Origin of the sequence: Okeania sp., from assembly GCF_035285525.1 — a bacterium.
In the GTDB taxonomy this organism is placed as follows: domain Bacteria; phylum Cyanobacteriota; class Cyanobacteriia; order Cyanobacteriales; family Microcoleaceae; genus Trichodesmium.
The window spans coordinates 1-4,516 of record NZ_JAYKGW010000169.1; the positions used below are offsets into that span (position 1 = coordinate 1).

At 33.3% G+C, this 4,516-nt stretch carries 2 protein-coding genes; both read left to right on the top strand.

What is annotated here, in order from left to right; genetic code table 11:
* Window positions 1–131: 131 nt before the first annotated feature.
* Complete coding sequence (locus VKJ25_RS16190) at window positions 132–3,179, top strand: type ISP restriction/modification enzyme (protein WP_324237670.1); 3,048 nt, start codon at window positions 132–134, stop codon at window positions 3,177–3,179.
* Between the two features lie 190 nt (window positions 3,180–3,369).
* Window positions 3,370–3,915, top strand: a complete 546-nt coding sequence (locus VKJ25_RS16195) for a helix-turn-helix domain-containing protein (protein ID WP_324237671.1) — start codon at window positions 3,370–3,372, stop codon at window positions 3,913–3,915.
* Window positions 3,916–4,516: the final 601 nt, after the last annotated feature.

The window sequence follows — 4,516 nt, forward strand, 5'->3', positions numbered from 1 at the left end:
CTTCTTACTTCTTACTTCTTACTTCTTACTTCTTACTTCTTACTTCTTACTTCTTACTTCTTACTTCTTACTTCTTACTTCTTACTTCTTACTTCTTACTTCTTACTTCTTACTTCTTACTTCTTAAAACTATGTCTCAATTATTAATTAATCAATACTATACCGAAGTTGAACGCATCATTCAATATAGTGGTTCTCGGAATGAAAGTTCGATTCGATTTCCCTTTCAAAACTTATTAAATGAGTATTGTAAAAGTAGAGATTTTATATTAATCCCAGAACTAGAATATAAAACTAAGACTGGGAAAAAGGTGGTTCCCGATGGAACAGTTAAAGATGCTTTGCGTCTTGATTGGGGATTCTGGGAAAGTAAGGATGAAAATGATATTTTGGATGAGGAAATTGAGAAAAAGTTAGCTAAAGGTTATCCTGACGATAATATTTTGTTTGAAGATTCTCAGACGGCAGTTTTAATTCAAGCGGGGTCAGAAACTTCTAGAGTTTCCATGAAAAATCCTGAAGATTTGGATGGAATTATTAATGCTTTTATTAATTATATTCGCCCAGAAGTTAAAGATTTTCGAGAGGCGATCGCTACTTTTCAATCAGATTTACCTACTATTTTAGAAAGTTTACGAAGTTTAATTGCTGAACAGTCGAAAAAAAATCAGAAGTTTTGTCAAGCTAGGGATAAGTTTTTAACTATTTGTCGAGATTCGATTAATCCTGAAGTTAGTTTGTTTGATGTGCAGGAAATGATTATTCAACACATCTTAACTGAGGATATTTTTCTGAATATTTTTAATGAGTCTCAGTTCCACCGAGAAAATAATATTGCTAGAGAATTAGAGGGAGTTTTAAATACTTTTTTTACTGGCACGACTCGCCGAAATACTTTAAGTTCGATTGAGCGTTATTATGGAGTAATTAAAAGTAAGGCTGCGAGTATTTATAATCATCACGAAAAACAGGAATTTTTGAAGGTGGTTTATGAGAATTTTTATAAGTCTTATAATCCTCTCGGTGCTGATAGATTGGGAATTGTTTATACTCCTACGGAAATTGTCAGGTTTATGATTGAAAGTGTGGATTATTTGGTGGATAAACATTTTGGGAAGTTGTTGTGTGATGAAGGGGTAAAAATTCTCGATCCGGCAACAGGAACTGGTACTTTTATAACGGAGTTGATTGAATATTTGCCTGAGAATAAATTGGAGTATAAGTATCAGCATGAGATTTTTTGTAATGAGGTAGCAATTTTGCCTTATTATATTGCGAATCTGAATATTGAATATACTTATCAGCAGAAAAAGGGGAGTTATGAGGAGTTTAATAATATTTGTTTTGTTGATACTTTAGACCATAGTTCATTTGAGGGTAAGCAGTTAAATTTATTTGCCATGACAGTAGAGAATACTGAGAGGATTAAACGGCAAAATGATTGTGATGATATTTCGGTAATTATTGGTAATCCTCCTTATAATGCAAATCAAGCTAATGAAAATGATAATAATAAAAATCGTGCTTACTCAGAAATAGATAAGCTGATTAAAAGTAGTTATGTCAAAGAAAGTAGAGCGCAAAAGACAAAAGTTTATGATATGTATTCTCGTTTTTTTAGGTGGGCAACAGATAGATTAGGTAAAAATGGGGTTTTAGCTTTTATTACTAACTCTTCTTTTATAAATGCTAAAACATTTGATGGATTTAGAAAGTTAGTCGCTCAAGAATTTAGTCATATATATGTAATTGATTTGGGTGGAGATGTGAGAAAAAATCCTAAATTATCAGGAACAAAACACAATGTTTTTGGTATTCAAACTGGTGTTGCGATAAGTTTTATGGTGAAGAAAGATAATCATACAAACACGCCTTGCAAAATATTTTATATTTTTCGTCCAGAATTTGAAACTGCGAAAGATAAATTAAAGTTTTTAGCAGCAACTAAATTTAGTGAGATTGATTTTGAACATATTCAACCAGACAAAAATAATAACTGGATAAATCTCACAGATAATGACTTTGATAGTTTGCTGCCATTAGCAAATAAAAATACTAAACTTGCTAAAAACAAAACAGACGAAACAGCAATATTTAAAGTATTTACATTAGGAATATTAACAAGTAGAGACGAATGGTTGTATGACTTCGACTCACAGAAATTAGCCAAAAAAGTTCAGTTTTTTTGTGATTTTTACGAGCAAGAAAAAGTTAGATGGAATAAATCAAACAACAAAAAAGCAATTAATGATTTTGTGGATAGAAAAATTAAGTGGACTTCTGAACTAGAAGAGTATTTACTGAAAAATTCTACCCTAGAGTTTAATCCTGATTTTATAGTTACATCTACTTGGCGTCCGTTTACCAAAAAATATCTTTATCTGGCAAAAATTATCGTACACAGACTATATCAACAGGAACAAATTTTTCCTATTGGCAAAGATAACATAGCAATTTGTTTGACAATTCATAAACAAGTTCCTTTTGTTGTTCAAGCTGCAAATACTATCTGTGATGGTGGAATAGGTTCAAGGGGTTCTCAAATATTTACTCTTTACTACTACGATGAAAATGGAAAACGCCAAGAAAATATTACTGACTGGAGTCTCCAAAAATTCCAAACCCATTACAACAATAAAAGAATCAAAAAACTAGACATCTTCCACTACACCTACGCCGTCTTACACTACCCCACCTACCGTCAAAAATACGAACAAAACCTCAAACGAGAATTTCCTCGCCTCCCCTTCTATGAAAACTTTCAACAGTGGGTAAAAATGGGAAAAAAATTAATCAACTTACACATCAACTATGAAACTATTAAACCATTTCCATTAACTCGCATCGACTTACCAACTCCCAAAAACTCTGCCACTTCCAAACCAAAACTTAAAGCAGATAAAACCAAAGACAAAATCTTCATAGATACCATCACAACATTAGAAAAAATCCCCAAAATAGCCTGGGAATATCGCCTCGGAAACCGGAGCGCTTTAGAATGGATATTAGATCAATATAAAGAGAAAAAACCTAGAGACAAAACCATCGCTGAAAAATTTAATACTTATTGTTTTGCTGACTATAAAGAAACAGTTATTGACTTATTACAAAAAGTTTGTACCGTTAGCGTCGAAACAATGAAAATTATTCAAGCGATGGAAAATGTAGGGGAGAAATAAAATTTTGTCTGCCGAAAATACTAACTTTTAAAGTTGTTTCTTTTCCTTCTAAATAGTGACTCTGGACAAAATACTTTTTTGGCAAACTCTAGAGTAAGGAAAATTTTTTTATCTGAAGCACCCTAAATTTATAACTTTGTAATTTTTGTATTTTTTGGTATTATTCCGCTATACGCAATAGTAAAAAATTATGTTTATTGGTACTACTGAAGCAGCCTCTTTATTAAATGTTTCTTCTAAAAGAGTCCGAGATCTAGCTCAGGAAGGTCGGATTCAAGGCGCTCGGAAAATTAATGGTCGAACTTGGGTGATTCCTTTGTACGATGGGAAACCAAGAGTTTCCGGTAAAAAACGTGGCCCCAAACCCAATTGGTCGCCTCAGCGCCACTGCGGGAAAAATACCATTCATTTCAATCGACCTAATATAGAAAAAAATCGAAAGCTCAAAAAGATCGATCCTCAAGCAGAATGTGAATATGTACTTTCTGCCCAGCGTGCCTCTAAAATCTTAAGCAAAGGTCACGAAGTGGAGATTCATGGTCCTTGCCGAATTGTTTATCGACCAGATCAACCTCATCATTGTGGAGCAACTGTCTGGATAGAGACTTTAGCAACAATAACAGTATTTAATTTAGATGGTACGGTAGAACGAGTTGATAGTAGATGGGTTTGGGAAGAAGAGGAAATGTGGAAAATTAATAAGAAGAGTATTGATGAATTAATTACGGTTTGCTGATTAACTCTCAAAAAATGTATTTACTCTTGCGTATAGAGCAATAGTGAGAAAATTCCACTATTCATCTCCCCTTGGTGGGTGCTTCATAAAATGTATTTATGATCTCTATAGCTAATGGTGGAAAAGTTTCATTATTCATCTCCCCTTGGTGGGTGCTTCATAAAATGTATTTACTCTTGCGTATAGAGCAATAGTGAGAAAATTTCACTCTTCATCTCCTCTGGTGGAGTGCTTCATAAAATGTATTTACTCTTGCGTATAGAGCAATAGTGAGAAAATTTCACTCTTCATCTCCTCTGGTGGAGTGCTTCATAAAATGTATTTACTCTTGCGTATAAAGAAATAGTCAGAAAATTTCACCATTCATCTCCTCTGGTGGGGTGCTTCAGGAAATGTATTAACTCTTGCCTATAGAGAAATAGTGGAAAAATTTCATTATTCATCTCCTCTGGTGGAGTGCTTCAGAAAATGTATTAACTCTTGCCTATAAAGAAATAGTCAGAAAATTTCACCATTCATCTCCTCTGGTGGGGTGCTTCAGGAAATGTATTAACTCTTGCCTATAGAGAAATAGTGGAAAAATTTCATTATTCATCTCCTC